The organism is Microcoleus sp. LAD1_D5 (assembly GCF_036702115.1).
Classification (GTDB): Bacteria; Cyanobacteriota; Cyanobacteriia; order Cyanobacteriales; family Microcoleaceae; genus Microcoleus.
Window position 1 is genome coordinate 1 of the sequence record NZ_JAUBSA010000097.1, and the last position, 16657, is coordinate 16657.

Annotated in this window: 14 protein-coding genes; 5 read left to right on the forward strand and 9 right to left on the reverse strand. The window is 44.5% G+C overall.

Features of this window, described 5'->3' with window-relative positions:
- Window positions 1-306 precede the first annotated feature (306 nt).
- The 4 genes from QUA70_RS25600 to QUA70_RS25615 all read right to left on the reverse strand — a co-directional run bounded on the left by QUA70_RS25600 (window position 307) and on the right by QUA70_RS25615 (window position 4325).
- Window positions 307-744 (reverse strand): helix-turn-helix domain-containing protein, encoded by a 438-nt coding sequence (locus QUA70_RS25600; protein WP_333350651.1) that lies wholly within the window; start codon window positions 742-744, stop codon window positions 307-309.
- A gap of 39 nt (window positions 745-783) precedes the next feature.
- Window positions 784-1509, reverse strand: a complete 726-nt coding sequence (locus QUA70_RS25605) for a dynamin family protein (RefSeq protein WP_333350671.1) — start codon at window positions 1507-1509, stop codon at window positions 784-786.
- A 386-nt stretch (window positions 1510-1895) separates the two neighbouring features.
- Entirely contained in the window at window positions 1896-3080 is a 1185-nt protein-coding gene (locus tag QUA70_RS25610; protein WP_333350653.1) for an aspartate aminotransferase, read from the reverse strand.
- A gap of 99 nt (window positions 3081-3179) precedes the next feature.
- Window positions 3180-4325 (reverse strand): iron-containing alcohol dehydrogenase family protein, encoded by a 1146-nt coding sequence (locus QUA70_RS25615; RefSeq protein WP_333350654.1) that lies wholly within the window; start codon window positions 4323-4325, stop codon window positions 3180-3182.
- 201 nt (window positions 4326-4526) lie between these two features.
- Here QUA70_RS25615 and QUA70_RS25620 point away from each other — a divergent pair, with 201 nt between their 5' ends.
- Window positions 4527-4997 carry a DUF29 domain-containing protein gene (locus QUA70_RS25620; RefSeq protein WP_190739682.1) on the forward strand — a complete coding sequence of 157 codons (471 nt, stop codon included), beginning with the start codon at window positions 4527-4529 and terminating at the stop codon, window positions 4995-4997.
- 205 nt (window positions 4998-5202) lie between these two features.
- On the opposite strand, the gene QUA70_RS25625 is transcribed toward QUA70_RS25620, so the two are convergent.
- Both QUA70_RS25625 and QUA70_RS25630 read right to left on the reverse strand, forming a co-directional pair.
- A complete protein-coding gene (locus QUA70_RS25625; protein WP_333350656.1) occupies window positions 5203-5622 on the reverse strand; it encodes a DUF2281 domain-containing protein in 420 nt (139 codons plus the stop codon).
- Between the two features lie 105 nt (window positions 5623-5727).
- Entirely contained in the window at window positions 5728-7845 is a 2118-nt protein-coding gene (locus QUA70_RS25630; RefSeq protein WP_333350658.1) for a WD40 domain-containing protein, read from the reverse strand.
- 309 nt (window positions 7846-8154) lie between these two features.
- Here QUA70_RS25630 and QUA70_RS25635 point away from each other — a divergent pair, with 309 nt between their 5' ends.
- Window positions 8155-8799: a peptidase M15 gene (locus QUA70_RS25635; RefSeq protein ID WP_333350660.1), complete on the forward strand. Its 645-nt coding sequence runs from the start codon at window positions 8155-8157 to the stop codon at window positions 8797-8799.
- Here QUA70_RS25635 and QUA70_RS25640 read toward each other — a convergent pair whose 3' ends face one another.
- Window positions 8800-10485: a DNA repair helicase XPB gene (locus QUA70_RS25640; RefSeq protein ID WP_333350662.1), complete on the reverse strand. Its 1686-nt coding sequence runs from the start codon at window positions 10483-10485 to the stop codon at window positions 8800-8802.
- Window positions 10486-10696: 211 nt separating this feature from the next.
- Window positions 10697-12562 carry a hypothetical protein gene (locus tag QUA70_RS25645; RefSeq protein WP_333350664.1) on the reverse strand — a complete coding sequence of 622 codons (1866 nt, stop codon included), beginning with the start codon at window positions 12560-12562 and terminating at the stop codon, window positions 10697-10699.
- 375 nt (window positions 12563-12937) lie between these two features.
- Here QUA70_RS25645 and QUA70_RS25650 point away from each other — a divergent pair, with 375 nt between their 5' ends.
- From QUA70_RS25650 to QUA70_RS25660, 3 genes are all read left to right on the forward strand, one after another.
- Complete coding sequence (locus tag QUA70_RS25650) at window positions 12938-14362, forward strand: aspartate ammonia-lyase (RefSeq protein ID WP_333350665.1); 1425 nt, start codon at window positions 12938-12940, stop codon at window positions 14360-14362.
- Between the two features lie 174 nt (window positions 14363-14536).
- Window positions 14537-14863 carry a hypothetical protein gene (locus tag QUA70_RS25655; protein ID WP_333350667.1) on the forward strand — a complete coding sequence of 109 codons (327 nt, stop codon included), beginning with the start codon at window positions 14537-14539 and terminating at the stop codon, window positions 14861-14863.
- 200 nt (window positions 14864-15063) lie between these two features.
- Window positions 15064-16023 carry a DUF362 domain-containing protein gene (locus QUA70_RS25660; protein WP_333350669.1) on the forward strand — a complete coding sequence of 320 codons (960 nt, stop codon included), beginning with the start codon at window positions 15064-15066 and terminating at the stop codon, window positions 16021-16023.
- 324 nt (window positions 16024-16347) lie between these two features.
- On the opposite strand, the gene QUA70_RS25665 is transcribed toward QUA70_RS25660, so the two are convergent.
- Window positions 16348-16548 (reverse strand): hypothetical protein, encoded by a 201-nt coding sequence (locus QUA70_RS25665; protein WP_333334235.1) that lies wholly within the window; start codon window positions 16546-16548, stop codon window positions 16348-16350.
- Window positions 16549-16657 lie beyond the last annotated feature (109 nt).

Genomic DNA, 16657 nt, shown 5'->3' on the forward strand with positions numbered 1-16657 from the left:
ATTAATAATTAAATGGGGTCGCAAAATCAAAAATAAGGGCAATGCTTGTATCACAGTTTAAATGTGCAACAGCTTATAAGCTTTTCCATCGACACCCCCAATTACCAAACCGTAAACAAAGCTGATTCCCGGTTGGAGAAGTCCTACAATACTTAATCTCCGACCACGCCGTAAGGTTTGTTCTAGTCGTTTTTGCTCGCCTCGTTTGTAATAAGTGTAACCGGGCTCGCTTGGGAGCACAAAATCCTGATTCATCTAAATATTTTAAATCGATATCTCCCGCAGCAGCAGCCCATTCCAGCATATCTAAGTCGGCTTGTTTGATTGGGCGTGCTCTGATTTCTTGTTTTCCTTTGTGGCTCTTTCTCGCTCGTTTCCAAATAAACCCTTTTTTTTTAGTATTCGTCTTAATCGGTCGGGACTTAGTTTAATAGAGCGCTCTTTTTCTAATTTTTTAGCTAATTGAACACTATTGTATGTACGTGGTTCATTTTTGAGACATTCTGTTAAAAACTCTATGTCTGCTTCTTTCCACTTCGGTTTTCCTCCTCGACCTGACAACTCCCAAAAACCTTCCATTCCTAGTTTTTGCCATTTATGTAAAACCTCTCTCACTGTTTGTGGAGTCCAGTTAAAATGAGCTGCTATTTTTTCTTTGACTTTCTGGGGAACATTCGCAGTTCTCAATTTTAATAGAGTTTTATCTTGCTCTTGTGTCAGAAATATCCTTAATCTAGCGCCCATATATTGAGTTACCTTGGTAGACGTATTCCCTGTCTTTACTTATTTTATTAACATAGTTTGGTTTTTTCGCACCGACTTACTTAGGCGTTTTCTGTGGTCATCATCTACCTGCATATAGTCCAAAGCCACTACACTAAAAGCTTTATTAACTTGCTTTTGGATAGTTGCTAAGTTAGCCCGGTCTTGAACTGATTTCAATCCCGGTAGATCAATCAATTCAACTCCGATTCCGTTGGGTAAACCTAGCAAAGAAGCATCACAAGCAGGTAAAAGAGGAACCTGAGCGGTTATTTGTGGCGCAACATACTCACGCTTTTTCCGCGCCGCGTGATAGGAGTGCATCACGGTGCTAATTCGCTGGTATAAATCCTCATCGCTTAAGCCTGTCCATTCACCAGTATCCCAAGCAGCATCTTCCGTTTCTGCAATCATTAATCTCTGTTCTTGAGAATGTTTGATGGTTAATACACCCCCACTCATTTCTCCGGCTTCAATCGGGGCAATTTTTCGACCAATCAGCGCGTTAACAATCGTTGACTTTCCAGAGGAAGTTGTGCCCAGAGTAGCAATCCGAAAACTAGGATTTTCTAGGCGTTGGACGGCTTCTTGATAAACAGTTAAAAAATCCTGTAGGCAAGATTGAATCCCCGAATCAGCAAAAACATCCGGGGACGAGTTGACTAAGCTAGAGACTGAGTTGCCTAATTCTTGTAAAAGGTTGCGGATGTTGTTTAACTTAGATTCGATTACAGGCCTGGCAAAAATGCTTTCTTAATGATCTTGGTTAAGTATAACTAAGGAGGCACGGCGTCGGACATCGTACATCCACGGATGTTTTAAACCTTGCCACAAAATAGAGAGTCACTCTTAAATCAATTTGTAGAGTGGCTCGGAGATTTATTATTTCGATTTTAACAGGTTTATTCTGCTCCGGGGCATCCTACGCACTAGGCTGTCCCGCACCTGGCGTTATATTTTTCGGGCGGGCGGGACACCCCATAATAATTTCATCAAACTTGACTGTACAATTTATATGCGCCTGAGCTTGTTAATCTCATTATTATGTTTAGGGGATAATGGGTGTCACCATCAACATAATAATGAGTTGATGCAGAGTGAGCGACCGATCGCCAATTACCAATAACCAATAACTATTGATAGCGAATGTTTGCTTGTTTCATGCGCCGCAATGCTTCTCCCAGCCGATCGCAATCTGCAATTAAACTAATTCTCACATATCCTTCGCCGCCCGGCCCAAAAGCATTGCCAGGAGTCACCACAACACCCGTTTGCTGCAAAACATTCAGGGCAAAATCAGTCGAACTCATGCCGGGAGTGCAGGGAACCCAAAGATACATTGCAGCCAGGGGTTTAGGAATATTCCACCCTAATTCTGCCAATCCTTCCACCATGAAATCCCGGCGAGTCCTGTAACGATTCTGCACTTCGTGCAAGTAACTATCCGGCAATTGCAGTGCTGTTTCTGCTGCTGTTTGCAAAGCCGAAAATATACCGTAATCTAGGTTAGTTTTTAATGTCCGCAAACCTTGAATAATCTTGCTATTTCCTACTACAAAACCGACGCGCCAGCCGGCCATATTGTAGGTTTTGGACATGGTGTGAAATTCGACACCGATTTCTTTACCGCCGGGAATTTCTAATAAACTTGTCGGTTGATAGCCGTCAAAGGCTAATTCCGCATAACACAAATCGTGAACCAGCAAGATTTGATGTTTGTGTGCGAAAGCCACAATATCTTTGTAAAATTCGCGGGGTGCTGTTGCTCCAGTCGGATTGCTGGGATAATTGAAATAGAGGATTTTGGCTTGTTCGGCTACACTGTCGGGAATGTCGGCTAAGTCAATTACCCAGTCGTTTTCTGGTTTGAGGATGATGTTGTGAACTTTTGCACCGGCGATAATTGGGCCGCGAAATAATACGGGATAAGCAGGACTTGGTACTAATATTAAGTCGCCGGGATTGATATAGGCGATCGCAAAATGTGCTAAACCTTCTTTAGAACCCAACAAAGGCAATGCTTCGCTTTCTGGATCGAGTTCAACATTGTAGCGGCGGCTGTACCATTTAGTAATAGTACGGCGGAAACTGGCAGTTCCTTCAAAGGGTGGATAGCCGTGATTGGCAGAATTTTGGATGGCTGCGACGGCGGCTTCTACTACTGGTTGAGGAGTGGCACCGTCGGGGTTTCCCATTCCTAAGTCTATTAAATCGAGTCCTTGTTCGCGGGCGCGGGCTTTGAGTTCGTCGAGACGGGCAAATACGTAGGGCGGTAGTTTTTGCAACCTGTCAGCAGGGCTAATCCAATCCAAGGTCATTTATTTTGTGTCAGTTGTCAGTTTTCCTGGTTTGTAGTAAGGACTTTCGTCCTTGCTAGCACAGCCTTTTCAGGACTTTAGTCCTTACTACAAACTGTTTTAATTCTTAATCTTTAATTCTCCCACAGGTGCGGTGGTAGAAACCATCGCTGCCATTAATTGTTGGGGAACAACTTTAAAAGGCAGTCGGTGGATGTCGGAATTGGGATTGCAGGCTATGTCGGCGGCGCGCTGCAATTCTGTGATGGTAATGTCTCCGAGTCCTAGGTTGTCTAAAGTTTGGGGTAATCCAATCTCGGCATAGAATTTTAGCAGTTGCTGTCTGGCGCTAGCGGCGAGTTGATTGTTTTGCAGCATTTCTTCTAGTCGCAGTTGTACTAAAATGCCGTATGCGACTTTTTCGCCGTGCAATGTGCCGTGACTTGCTAATAGATGAGTTAGACCGTTGTGTACGGCGTGGGCGGCGACGGTGCGACATTGAGCACCACCAATTCCACCGATTACTCCTGCTAGCAATACGGCTGCATCTGTGACTTCTTGCCAGGTTTCGCTACCGGGTTCTTTGAGGGCGGCGGCTGATTTTTGGAATAAAATATCGCGCAGTATTCTAGCTTGTTGGACGGCGGAAATGATCAGGGTTTGTTCGGAGTGTCCGCTGCTGACTGATGCTTCGTACCATTTGGCGATCGCATCTCCAATTCCTGCTACTAATGTCCGCTGCGGTGCGGTTTGAATTAAGCCGTAGTCGAGTATTAATAAGTCGGGACATCTGGCTAATGTGACATCGTATTGGAATGCACCTTGTTCTGAATAAATGTTAGAAAGGGCTGTCCAAGCGGCACAGGTGGCTGCTGATGTGGGTATGGTGACGATCGGGATTTTGCACTGATGGGCGACGAGTTTGGCTGCGTCTAAGGCTTTGCCGCCGCCGACACCGATGATGAAGTCGGCTTGATGGGTTTGGGCTGCTTCCCGGAGGGTTTCGAGGCTGGTTTCGCTGCAATCCTTGCCGTATGCTGTTTCGGCGAATTGTAACTGCTGCTGTTCGAGGATTGGTTGCAGGTAGGGTTGGGCGGCGGCGAGGGAGTTGCTGCCGCCGACGATTAGCGGCCTCTTTCCGAAACGGGCGATCGCATCTCCGGCTTGTGCGATCGCCGATCGACCACGCAATACACAGGCGGGAGCAATTGTCAAGGAATAAATTGCAGTTGGGGTGGCGGTTTTAGTGCTTTGGGTTTGAGTCATCGAACCACTGGATAAGTGACGAGAAGGTTGACGCTTTGCAGGATTGCTGGATTTTCTAGGATAACTCTAATCTATGCGGAAATGGTAAGTTTTATAAAGTTTTTATTAAGTATTGTTGGGCTGTTGGGGGATGGGAGGGGGGAGTTGAGGGGCGATCGCTATGATAAATTTAGGAATATAAGCAATTTCAAGGATAGGGCAATGCTGACTAAACAAGATTGGGACTGGTTAGCAGTGTGTTCTCATTATCAAACGGCTGTCACAGTCCAGACACTTCTCAAAGAAGGAAAATCTATGGAAGCAACGGCAGGTTTAGAATCTTTAATTGAAGCAATGGGAAGAACCGAAAAACGAGCATTAAAAAGCCAGTTAATTCGTTTAATGCTTCATATTATTAAATGGAAATCTCAACCTCAAAAACAAACTACTAGCTGGGCTATTAGCATTCTATCCGCACGCCGAGAAATAGAAGATATTCAGGAAGAAGTTCCTAGTTTAAATCGTGAATTTATTGCATCTATTTGGGATAAATGTTTTCAAGCAGCCGTGAAAGAGGCTAACACCGAAATGAGGAAAGTTGAATGTCAATTGACTTCCCTTTCTTGGTCAGAAGTTTTTGAAGATGAATATACTTTGTCGGATGGCGCTTTAGAAGATGGAAATTTTGAGTAAAGTGCGCGATCGCATTTTTTGGACTGACGTAGCCACCTGGTTTCTCAACCCAACCTGTTTACTGATCGGGACTTACGCAGAACCTTATATATGTTATAATTGAGGCTTAACGTACAACTCCCAGACTTGTTTCACTGCTGCTGCATCTGCTTGAGAAATTTGCCCGATTTTCGCTAGCAACAAAGACTTTTTTAAACAATCTAATCTAGACAAACGTACTGTAGTCATCATAAAGTCCTTCGTCTTCGGGTAGGTAGCCTTTCAAAAAAGCGTCGTGGCTGCGGGTGTAACATTTCTCAATTAAATACTCCTCGCCATCGAGTGCCGAAAACTCGGTTAATTCAGGATATGTCAAAAAATCTTCGGCTGTAGCAGCCATATACGGTGCTAGTAGTTTATGGCGTTCTGCTATTGGCAGGCTAGCAATTTCTCTAAGTGATAGCTTGAGAGTAGGTTCGGTTGTTGACGAACTGTTAGACTCAGAACTTTCGCTGGATAACTGCTTTTTTTGTTCCGCTTTTTGCACGAGGAATTGTGCAAAATCGAGCACTTCTTGTTGTTTCTCTGTTGGCAACTGTCGCAGATTCTCTAAGACTGCTTGCTCAAAATTAATTGTTTCTGACATTTGAATTACTTTCCTTAAGTGTTTCTCGGTTTATTTCTCACGCAGTCAAGTTTTGTAGTTCCATATTGGCAAATCGCGCCATAATTTTCATCTTTCCCTCTTACTTCACCCATCACACCGCCAAATCTTGATAATCCCATCAGAACTGCCACTAACCAGAGTGTTTCCATCCGGGCTAAAACTGACCGAATTAACCTTGGCTGAATGCCCTGTGAGAGTGCGAATTTCCTGTCCGGTTTTCAGATTCCAAAGCTTGATAGTGTTGTCTCCACTACCACTAGCAAGAATTTGTCCATCCGGGCTGATGACAAGGGAAAAAACCAAGTGTGAATGCCCTGTTAGAGTGCGAATTTCCTGTCTGGTTTTCAGATTCCAAAGCTTGATAGTGTTGTCTCCACTACCACTAGCAAGAATTTGTCCATCAGGGCTAATGACAACGGAAAAAACCGAATCTGAATGCCCTGTGAGAGTGCGAATTTCCTGTCTGGTTTTCAGATTGCAAAGCTTGATAGTATTGTCCCAACTGCCACTAGCAAGAGTTTGTCCATCCGGGCTGATGGCGACAGAATAAACCGAGGATGAATGCCTAAGGAGAGTGCGAATTTCCTGCCCGTTTTTCAGATTCCACAGTTTGATAGTATTGTCTTGACTGCCACTAGCAAGAGTTTCTCCGTCTGGACTAAAAGCAAGAGACCGAATTAAACTTGAGTGACCCTTGAGAGTGCTAATCTCTTGTCCAGTTTCTAGATTCCACAGCTTAATTGTTCTGTCATAACTTCCACTAGCTAAAATTTTTCCATTAGGGTTAATAGCAACGCAATTAACCGCACCTGAATGCCCATAAAAAGTACGAATCAGCTCTCCTGTATGGATATTCCAAAGTTTGCTGCAATTTCCACTGCTGTTACTAGCAAAAGTCTTGCCATCTGGACTAATAACTACGCAATCAACAGATGGCATAGCTACGCTATTCAGACTTTTTACACATTTGAAGGAGTGAGCTTTTCTAATGATTTTTTCTTCTATTTGTTGTTGGCGTTGGGCTTCAGCTTTGGCAGCTTTTTCTATTGGTTGTTGGCGTTTTGCTTCAGCTTTGGCAGTCTCTTGAGATTGACGTTCCGCTTCTACTTGCTCCATCAGCTTTTTCAACTCCTGTTCATACTGTTCTCCCTGTCGCCGCTGAATATCCTGAAGAATATCAAAATAAGGTTTCACCCATTCTTCTGCCAACCCATCTTCAGCCAATTCATCCTTTAAATTAAACAACTGAGGTTCATAGCCAGGGTCAATATTGAGATAATACAAATCGGCTAAAAATCCCGCCAGCAACTTGTGAATAGCCACAATCAACTGCCGAATCATGCGGAGGGCTTTTTTCTCACTTACCCCAGATGCTAAAAGTGCATCTTTGGCCTCTTCCCAGTCAAAAAGTTTGGTAGAAAACAGGGAGACTTCCTGATTATTCAGGAATCCCCAAAAACCGACGCGAAAAGTTACCGCATAGTCGCTGATATCGCTATATAAAATTGTAGTAGGAACCGGAGATAAAATTCGCTGCAAGCGTTCCACATCAATATCACCAATCGACTCAGTGAAATAGTCGCTATAAAACTTAACTGGGCGTAAGACATCCTGTTGAGGATAATGCTGTCTAAGAAAATCTCCCACACTTCTCATCTCTATTGGCAAATCTTCACAGAAGGTTTCCGGGCAGCGCTTGCTAATTTTGGGCGGTGATAGTAAGATTAAGAGGCGGTGTTGCTGCTGAAGTAAAATCTGCTTAGTTTCCTCTCGATTCAACTTAGAAAACCAAGTATCTTTATCCCAAATTGTTTGAATTTCAGCCAGCTTGATCTGAATATCCTTTGCTTGCAATTCCCGCATCAAATCCCGCTGCAAGGCTGCCAGCTTCAGTCTGTCTTCCTGTTCCTGTTCCTGCAACTCAATGCGACGTGCCGTTTGTGCTACTGTTAGCTTTAACAATTCCCGGTCTCTGGTATCTTTGGCTTTCGCGTATTCCAGCATTTCCTGGGAATAACGCTGTTTTGCTTGATCTATCTCAGTCGAATCCGATGAATTATTAGGATAGGGAATCAGGATATCTCGGTAATTTTGAGAGTTATTGCCGAAGACTTCTCCTAGTTTGTAGCCGATATTTCGGGCGATGGGTGAGAGCACTTCTGAGATGTAGGGAGCGATAGCGGCGATGATTGTTGGAAGCATAAATGTGCGTGAGGATGCGGTTATTAATAGTGTAGCAGGATGTTAGGAGGTATAATTCGGATGGTTGCGAGATATTGTGCACTTGTTGATTTTTAGATTTAATTTCATCATTGATACTCCTGGACGCAGAAACCAGGTTTTTTACGGACATACTGCATAAAAATATTTTTAGACTTTATCCTGTAATGTACCGCATCTGCGGTACAATTATCAGTTAGCTGGCTTCGCTTTTGGCTGAAACCATGCTTCTAAACTATCTGCCAGTGTTTAAGATTAAGCTATTCACCTCTAATTGCTGGAGTTCAATCTATGAGAAAGCCACAAACTGTTAAAGCTTTGGAAGACCTAGGACGGGTTCAACTCTCTAAGAGTTTTTTCATGCGTGAGTTTCTTTATTCAGAAATCTCTCAAATTGAAGGTATCCCTAACATTCCTAGCGATCCTGACTTGGCGATCAAAGCAGGAAAGAATTTGTGTGAGAGGGTGCTTGAACCAATTCAAGATGCGCTCGGTCGGATTAGTATCCGCTCAGCCTATCGTTCTTGTGCGGTGAACGCCAAAGGAGCAGAGAATAAAAATCAGTACAACTGTGCCAGTAATGAGGCCAACTATGCAGAACATATCTGGGACGTAAAAGATTCAGATGGGTATATGGGAGCAACAGTATGTATTATTGTTACATCATTCATCCCTTACTATGAACGCACTCAAGATTGGACAGCATTGGCATGGTGGATACATGACCACATTGATGCTTATGCAGAAATGACCTTTTTCCCAAACTATGCAGCGTTCAACATTAGGTGGAGCGAGAATCCTAATGTTTCAAAAGTAATTTATAGCTACGTAGAAAACCCGCACACTGGTAAGAAGAGCGGGTATCTGACAAAGAAGGGGATGGATAATTTCTTAGGTTTGCATGAGCAGTTTTACCAAGAATTTATCGATCGCTGACTAAACATCTTTTTCAACTTCTATGCGATAGTTGTAGCCCTGTTCGGTGAGGAATAGTTGGCGGTGTCGGGCAAAATCTTCCTCGCAAGTTTGTAGCGATACTAATGTATAAAAGCTGGCATTGTGTCCGTCGGGTTTGGGGCGGAGAATTCGTCCGAGGCGCTGCGCTTCTTCTTGGCGAGAACCATACTTTCCCGATACTTGAATCAACACATCGGCATCGGGTAAATCGACGGCAAAATTGCCCACGCGAGATAGAATTAATCCGGGAATTTCTTTGTGACGAAATGCTTCGTATAACCGATCGCGATCTGCCTGTTTTGTCTTCCCCGTAATCAGAGGCAATTCGGTAATTTTGGCGATCGCATCCAACTGTTCGAGATACTCACCAATAATTAAAATACGGTGTCCCGCCTCCTTTTGCAACAAACTTTGCACCACATCCAACTTACCCGGATTTTCCGCAGCAATCCGAAACTGGCTGCGGCGGGGCGCTAGGGCATATTCCATTTTTTCCGCCTCATTTTGGGCGACGCGGATTTCCGTACAATTGGCAGTCGCAATAAATCCCTGTCCTTCCAATTCGCGCCAAGGTACGTCATAGCGCTTGGGCCCAATCAACGTGAATACATCGCCTTCTTTCCCGTCTTCGCGAATCAATGTCGCAGTTAAACCTAACCTGCGTCGTGCTTGTAATTCAGCGGTGATCCGAAATATCGGTGCTGGTAATAGATGGACTTCATCATAAATAATCAGTCCCCACGATTGGGCGTTAAACAACTCGAAATGCGGGAATTCATCATCTTTATTCGATCGATAACTTAGCATTTGGTAAGTCGATAGGGTGACAGCAGCCGTCTGTTTGGAGACACTGCTGTACTCAGCGATCGCATCCTCAGTTAAACTCGTTTTGTCTAATATTTCCCTGCGCCACTGGTGCACTGAAGTCAAACTGCTGGTGAGGATGAGTGTCTTTTGCTTTACCAAACTCATCGCTAACATCCCGACTATGGTTTTACCAGCCCCGCACGGTAGGACGATCGTCCCACTGCCACCTTTTACGTCCCCATCCTGATAGAATGCTTCTGCGGCTTTGTGTTGATAAGCACGCAACTTAAAGGGCAAGTCCGCTAAAGTTCGATCGCGCAAAGAAATCCCTAATTCGGCACCCTCCACATATCCAGCCAAATCTTCTGCCGGATAGCCCACCGCTAGTAAAGCTTGCTTGAGTACGCCGCGATTCCCGGCATCGATTTGAAAGCAAATATCAGAGATGCGCTTCCCCAACATCGGTTTGACGCGATCGTCCCGTACCAGCAATTCCGCTAGGGGCAAATCGGCAATTCGCAGTTGTAAATCGGGGTTAGCCGCATCGATTCTTTCAATTACAGTTAATCCATACCGCGCCCCCAACAGTTCAATTTCCTGCGCTACGGACTCAGGAATGGGATACTTGGCATACTTTCGCAAAGCGGAGATCGCCTCTTCAACAGGCATTCCCGCCGCCCGCGCATTCCACACGCTGAGGGGCGTGATGCGATAGGTGTGGATGTGTTCGGGACTTTTGATTAATTCGGCAAAGGGGGCGATCGCTTCTCGCGCCTGTTGTGCGGTGGGGGCGTGAACTTCTAGTAAGATCGATCGATCGCTTTGCACGATCAAAGCATTTTCGGGAACATAATTCATAGGTTGTTTCGATTGATAGATGAACCGCAGATCAACGCAGATGGTTTTAACTGAGATATTGCACCATTCTCAATTAGCCTTTTGTGAACAGGCAAGATGCCTGTTCCACAAAGAGTTGATTTCTTGTGGAACAGGCATCTTGCCTGTTCCTGACAATGGTGCAAGATGTGAGTTTTAAGAGGTTTTTTGACTTTGGCAATTTTGTCTAATACTATTTATCCCGCTGGGGTAAGACGTAGCCGACTTGCCGCAGGGCGTTGCGAAACTTAGTTTCCTGGGACAATGGAACTGCTAAAGTGCGATCGCCCGCTAGCTGACAGAATTTTTTGGTACGGGAATCATTGGCAATCAACACTGCTAAATGGGCGTTTGTACATTCGATTAACTTGGCAGTTCCTAAGTCTTGCAAACTATTCGATCGTTCTGTAACATCCGTCAAAAATCGCTGTACGGTTTCCGGTAGCGGTTCGATACTTCTTGTCTCTAAAACTTCTTTAAATTCTGCTAGCGGGTATCCAGCTTCAATGGCGGTAAATAGCTTTTGTCGATCGAGTTGCCAGACGACATCGGAAACTTTTTTAGTATAGAGATCGAGGACGATCGCATCTGATGCCGCGATGCCTTCTCCTGCTACAACAATATCTAAATTGGGCAGTACGCGGAGTGTTTGACGGAACTCAATTGCTGGCGGGATGTAATTGTCAGTCAATCCCAAACAGTAAGCCCCCAAAGCTGTCAGGCGAAAAGAGATTAAGCCGTCGTAGCGGCTGAGAAATCTCAAATCGTCCGTACCCCAAAGATCGTCAAAATCGCTGGGTACGAGGGACGGATCGGCATAGGCAACATCAATTATTCCCAGGGTAGCAACATACTCAAACAACAGGCAGCGCATATATCTTTCTTGCAGGATATGCCAATCGTGACTGCCCGAATATCCTAAGTTACCATACCCAAATTCAGAAATGTATAGATTTTCGGGGTCGCGCGTTACTTCAAACCGATTCCCCTTTGCCAACATATACCTGCTAAATTCGCTAAACAGAATCCATTTACCAACAGGACATTCTGCTAGCCTTGAGGCGATCGCCTCTCTCCGCCCCGCCACCGCTGTCATGCCGCGCGCGCCCTTCCCGGTTTGTCCTTTAATCGCATCAATGCGGCGAAATTCATCAAAAGTGTTTGTTTTTAACCAGCGCTTCCATGCTGTCTGTAATCCTTTGGCAGGTGATTCTTGCAAAGCTTTCTGTCCCGCTTTGGTCAAAACTAGCTTTTTGCCCGATAGTTCGGCGAATTTGCTCGCTTGGGCGATCGCGGCCCAAGCAAAGGATTTGATGTTACCAACCTCGTAGAATATATCGCCCTTTTCCAAGGTACCTTGGCGCTGTTCGTCGTTATAAAAATCACCCCCTTGCAATACAGCGGCGATCGCTTTCAGAGTTGCGGCACCCGGTAATGCAGTTTTCTCACTAACGGCAACTTTGCCCGACTGAATCAGACGCAAAACTGCTTCCAAATCCTTTGGGGCTGCCCGTTCCATTTCAAAAATAGTCAAAGGAAGTTCGTACTCGGATACCTCTATTTGAGATGTACGAAAGTTATGTTTTTCTACACGAACCATAAAATTATCTGGCAGTACATCACCAACCAGATTTAAGGGAGTTGCTTGAGGTTTTGGCACAAACTTCAGCAATTTTTCTTCAAGATCGTAGGGTATCGCAGTGCCGTAGAAGAACAAGCATAGTATGGATGGTTCTCGGTTGTATCCATAGCGATCGCTCTTTCCCCAGTCTGGTTGTTGTCCGTATTTCGCCATAAATACATCGGCATCATAGCCACCACCTGGCCCATGTATAACTTCCGCTACGGCTGCTTTTTGCAGGTCGTCTAATTGCGCCCAAACTTGCTTAAGTTTTTGTCCCTGCATTTGCTCTTTAATCCCAGCAACCAGGTCAGCTTTGCGGGTTAATTTACGATCGCCCGACAACAGTGCATTCAGCTTTTTTAAATCTTCAACAATTATTCCTTCGAGTGCCTCTTGGAGGGTAGGAACATCATCTATGGTTTGGTAACGCGGCATAATTTTTGGCAACTCGCCTGCTGCAAAATTGTTTGTGCTACCAAATATAACAACTTTCCGAAAATTCTAACTTGAATTTTTGTAACAAAATCCCGAAGAAGAGTTTAATATTTATGGTTAAACACGCAAATGTTATCTGATAAACTACAGAAGGAGGTCATCTAAATAACTCCGAATTACACAAGGATTCTTGGAGAATTTAATGGAAATAATCTTAATTTAAGATTTGAGCTTTGAGATTTAACTCGGAGTGTGAGATAATTATTTACAATCCTGACTTGTGTTTTACTGAACCCGCCGGCGCGGTAAAACAGGAGTGGCAGTCAGCATTATTAAAAAAAAATCCCAATTCCCAATCATCACAAACAAGGCGATATGAGCGAGCACCCAACCATCAGCTACCGCACCGAAAGCGACTCGATGGGAGACAAACAAATCCCATCTAATGTCTATTACGGCATCCAAACTCTAAGGGCTATTGAAAATTTCCCTGTCAGTGGCATTAAGCCTTTATCAACATACGTTGATGCTTGTGTTTTAATTAAAAAAGCAACGGCGCTCGCCAATGGCGAACTCGGCTGCATTCCTCAAGACATCAGTCAAGCAATTGTCCAAGCAGCAGATGAAATCCTAGCTGGCAAATTGCGCGATCAATTTGTAGTTGATGTCTACCAAGCCGGGGCCGGAACTTCTCACCACATGAACGTTAATGAAGTTCTTTCAAATCGCGCTTTGGAAATTATGGGCGATGAAAAAGGCAACTACAAGCGCGTCAGTCCAAACGATCATGTAAACTACGGTCAATCAACAAATGATGTGATTCCGACGGCGATTCGGATCGGCGGATTGTTGGCGTTAGAAAAGACTCTGTTTCCGGCTTTGTCGGAGGCCGTAGTCGCCCTAGAAAACAAAGCCGAAGAATTCAAAGATATCGTTAAATCCGGCCGCACTCACCTGCAAGATGCTGTGCCGGTTCGACTCGGCGACACCTTTGGCGCTTGGGCGCAAATTCTGAAAGAACATACCTTGAGAATTGACAGGGCATCCGATGATTTGACATCCCTGGGATTGGGGGGAAGTGCGGCCGGAACAGGCTTAAATACTCACCCTGAATACTGTCAAAAAGTTGCTGAAATTCTCTCCGAATTAATCGACCAACCTCTGAAACCAGCAAAGCATTTAATGGCTGCTATGCAGAGTATGGCACCCTTTGTAAATGTGTCCGGTGCACTGCGAAATCTCGCTCAGGATTGCGTTAAAATGTCCCACGACTTGCGTTTGATGGACTCCGGGCCGAAAACGGGTTTGAAAGAAATTCAACTTCCTCCTGTGCAACCTGGTTCGTCCATTATGCCGGGAAAATACAATCCTGTGATGGCAGAAATGACATCGATGGTTTGTTTTCAAGTTATGGGTTACGATAGCGCGATCGCCCTTGCCGCCCAAGCAGGACAATTAGAATTGAACGTGATGATGCCCCTGATTGCCTACAATCTCATTCACAGCATCGAAATTTTGGGCAATACCATCAGCGCTTTGACGACACAATGCCTCGCCAAAATTGAAGCTAAGGGCGATCGGTGTCTCGCTTATGCTGAAGGTAGTCTCGCCCTCGTTACTGCCCTCAACACTCACATCGGCTATCTCAACGCCGCCGCTGTCGCCAAAGAATCTCTAGAAACGGGCAAATCTTTGCGGCAAATTGTGCTAGAACGGGGTTTAATGAGTGCAGAAGACTTGGCAAAAGTTCTAGATTTAGAGAAAATGAGTGCGATGCCAACATCTTCTGCTAACGTATAGGCGATCGCAGGAATCAGCTAGAAACTAGAAGGCTGAACTCGATTTAATTCTGCCTTCTGTCTTCTGAGTTCTGCCTAAGCCCTGTTACAGGTTAAAGTTAAACAATTCAGAATTCAATTTTTTTAGATTTAATTCTGAATTTTTTTTATAGTCTAAAGTTTGGGAGCAAGATTTATGCGCGCAGGTTCTTTTGCAAAATTAACTCAAGATAAAGAGAACACAACTCAAGTGACATTTCATTATGTGGAAGGTCACACGGAAACCTTTACTATCCCGATGCCTGCACAAGAATTTCAAGAGGAAGTGCTGCATTTGTTAAATCAACCTTGGTTGACTTTCCATTTAGTCGATCAAACAGTTTTTATCTGCACTGCCCGCTTGGTGAAAGTGGAAGTTAAACCTGCTATCCCTGAACTGCAAGGTCAAGGAGTATTCTCTAACTCGCTGCGAGTTAGTACCATGCAGCGGGCTGCTGTTGGTAGATTGCCAACGAATACTTAAACCGAGTTGCTAGTTATCGGTAAGGGGTAATTGGTAATCGGTAATTAGTAATAGCTGACAAGCGGTAAGGTGCGCACTGCGCACCCTACATATAGAAGTAAGGTGCGCAGTGCGCACCCTACATAGAGAATTTGTACGTAAGTCCCCGGAAAAATCCCCAATTCCTAATTCCCATTTCCCTGAGAAAAGAATTAAAAATTATGTCTGCTGTTAGTTTAATTCAGGCCAATTCATACGATCGCCAAATCTTGCAAGCATCTTTAGAAAGTTTGCTGGCACCCTGGGGCGGAATCTCGGCTTTTGTCAAATCGGGCGATCGGGTTTTACTCAAACCCAATCTCCTCACCGGTTCTCGCCCTACCAAAGAATGCGTCACCCGCCCAGAATTGGTTTACTGCGTGGCTAAAATGGTGATCGAAGCGGGAGGAAAACCATTTTTAGGTGATAGTCCAGCTTTTGGTAGCGCGATGGGTGTAGCCAAAGCCAACGGTTATTTGCCGCTGTTGCAAGAACTGAATTTGCCAGTTGTTGAGTTTCAAGGAAAACGCTACGAAACTGTCAGCGAAGATTTCAATCATCTGCGAATTTGCAAAGAAGCAATGGAAGCGGATGTAGTGATTAATTTGCCAAAACTAAAATCTCACGTTCAATTAACGGTGACAATGGGCGTGAAAAATTTGTTCGGCTGCGTCCCTGGTAAAATGAAGGCTTGGTGGCACATGGAAGCTGGCAAAGATAGCGCCAGATTCGGTGAAATGCTGGTAGAAACTGCCCGGGCAATTAACCCAAATTTGACGATTTTGGATGGCATTATCGGTCACGAAGGTAACGGGCCAAGCGGCGGCGAACCTAAGTTTTTGGGAATTTTGGCCGCGTCTGATGATGTGTTTGCTTTGGACAGAACTTTAGTTGAAATTATTAATGCTGATCCGGCGGTGGTTCCCACTGTAGCTGCGGCGATGAGATTGGGACTTTGCTCGAATTTAGAAGCGATTGATTTTCCGCTTTTGCAGCCGGAAACTCTCAAGGTTTTGGATTGGAAGTTGCCGGAAAGTATGATGCCCATTGACTTTGGTATGCCCCGGGTGATTAAGTCTACTTTCAGGCATTTTTATATCCGGTTTATCAAAGAACGGATCGGGGCTTACGCCGATCGATAGGAGGCATTCGCTACTAAATCATAAAAATGCGCGCTTGTCAATCAGCTCTTGTGCTGAAGATTAAAGAACAGTTTGGCTTCCCAACTTAACTGGGAGCTAAATTTTCAGATCAAGGAACAGTAGCGGGCGCAACATTTGCGCCCACCGATATTATGAAATCGCAAATTTTATACTTCGCTTTCGCAAAAAAATTCAGCAATATTATTGAGGTACAAATGCAAGAAAGTTTTTAGTTGGCTCGATCGCCGCCTACATAGCTACCCAGTTTTATAACTTAATTTATACTTGAAGTATTGCTGAATTGGTAAATATATGAAAACTTACTCACAGCCCGATCGCGGAATGTGAAGTTTTTTTATGCAAAGTGACAAAGCAAGTTAAATGCGTTAGCTTAAATTCGATGTAAGCTGAAAACCACGCCGCAGCAATCGTGTTTCCGAAACCTAATATTTTTTTGGCAGTCATCTGCTGTATTTCGGATTCTGCAATTGTTAATGGCACATAATTTATTTCTGGATTTGACATCCAACACGAGTGGTTATTAGTACGTCAAGTACCTAAATAGGGCTTGCTGAAAAAGTGAGAAAACAGCATTTAGAAAGATGAGTGAATTCGAGTTCTCCTCGGCAATATA